The organism is Clostridium tepidiprofundi DSM 19306 (assembly GCF_001594005.1).
In the GTDB taxonomy this organism is placed as follows: domain Bacteria; phylum Bacillota; class Clostridia; order Clostridiales; family Clostridiaceae; genus Clostridium_AC; species Clostridium_AC tepidiprofundi.
In genome coordinates this window covers 1-1,834 of the sequence record NZ_LTBA01000109.1, presented here as the reverse complement: position 1 = coordinate 1,834, position 1,834 = coordinate 1, and the positions used below count along the sequence as shown (strand labels likewise).

The following is a 1,834-nucleotide window of genomic DNA, read 5'->3' as shown; positions in this document are numbered from 1 at the left end:
ATAATTTCACTCCTGTTGTTAAAGTTTGTATTCAAAATAATTTATACAACAAAAAGTGAAATTTGTCTCTATTTTTTATGAAATTATTTAATTGTAAATATATGTTATGAAATTTTCTCAACTATAGATTCTAAAATTTTTTCTAAGTGTCTGACCTCTTTGTTTACACAAATAGCTTAAACAAGAATAACTTAAACGTAATTAAGTTATTCTTGTTTAAGTTTACAAATATGTGGTATAATATTAATAAGTCGAAGAATAATATATTAAATAGCTAACATGATGTATCAAATGAATGAAGGTGAAAAAATGAGATTTATTGGTAGAAAACATGAGCTTAAAGTTCTTGAAAAGTTATATCTAGAAAATACATTTCAGTTTGTAGTTATGTACGGTAGAAGAAGGGTAGGAAAAACTAGATTATTAAGTGAATTTTGCAAAAATAAGAATTCAATATTTTTTGTTGCAGAAGAATATAACGATAAAATAGCTTTAGAAAAATTTTCTAAGAAAATTTTTGAACATTATGATATGTTGGATTATATGTCTTCATTTGAATCATGGGAAAAAGCCTTCCTATTTCTTAATAAAAAAGCCCAGGATACTCCTTTGGTACTAGTAATTGATGAATTTCCTTATATAGCTATGGCAAATAAATCTATACCATCTCTTATGCAAAATTTAATTGATCATAATTTGAAAAATAGTAAATTATTTATTATAATATGCGGTTCTTCTATGAGCTTTATGGAGAAAGAGATTTTATCCTATAAGAGTCCGCTTTATGGAAGAAGAACTTCACAGATGAAAATAGAACCTTTTGATTTTTTTGATAGTAGAATTTTTCTTCAAAACTATAGTATACAAAATCAAGTAATTTCTTATGGTATCGTAGGTGGTATACCTCAATATTTACAAAAATTTAAAGACAATATTTCGGTAGAAGACAATATTAAATATAATCTTCTTGAAAAATCAAGTTATCTTCATGAAGAACCTTTAAATTTGTTAAAACAAGAACTTAGAGAGCCGGCTCTATATAATTCACTTATAGAAGCTATTGCTACAGGAAATTCTCGCCTCAATGATATATCTACAAAAGTGGGTGAAGATAGCTCGAAATGTTCAAATTATTTAAAATCACTTATAGAACTTGAAATTATACAAAAAGAGATTCCGATAGGAGAAAAAGAAACAAGTAGAAAAACCATTTATTCTATTAAAGATAATCTTTTCAGATTTTGGTATAGATTCATATTCAATAATAGCACTCTCATTGAGCAAGAAATGATAGATTATGTTTATGATAAAAAAATAAAACCTGAATTGAATGATTTTCTAGGAAATACTTTTGAAAAGATATGTATGGATTACCTCAAGCATAGAAATAAAAAAATGGAGTTACCTTTTGTTTTTGAGAAAATTGGTCGTTGGTGGGGAAATAACCCTATAAAAAAGCGACAAGAAGAAATAGATATATTAGCTGTGTCGAAAGATAGTGCTCTCATTGGTGAATGCAAATGGAGAAATGAACTTTTAAATATGAAAGTAGTTAATTCATTAATTGAGAAGTCTCAAGTCTTAAACTATGAAAATAAATATTTTATATTTTTTTCTAAAAGTGGTTTTACAGAAAGCGTAATTAATTTCAGTAAAAATAACAATATTTTATTAGTTGATTTTTCAAAAGGTATTTCTATATAGAACAAATTTTCAAAAAGCATATGACTAATATACCAGGTGAGATGATTATTGTTTGGACATAAAGATTTATTTGTAAAATGAGTTATCAAATTTTTTTTAATAATGCCATGAATTAAGATTTTGTAATGAT

1 protein-coding gene is annotated in these 1,834 nt (G+C 25.4%); it reads left to right on the top strand.

Annotated features, from left to right (window positions below):
* Positions 1-309 precede the first annotated feature (309 nt).
* A complete protein-coding gene (locus tag CLTEP_RS13855) occupies positions 310-1,704 on the top strand; it encodes an ATP-binding protein (protein WP_066827657.1) in 1,395 nt (464 codons plus the stop codon).
* The last annotated feature ends 130 nt before the right edge of the window (positions 1,705-1,834 follow it).

Coding starts and splice junctions, on each gene's coding strand:
- CLTEP_RS13855 (WP_066827657.1), top strand. CDS start 310: ATGAGATTTATTGGTAGAAAACATGAGCTTAAAGTTCTTGAAAAGTTA.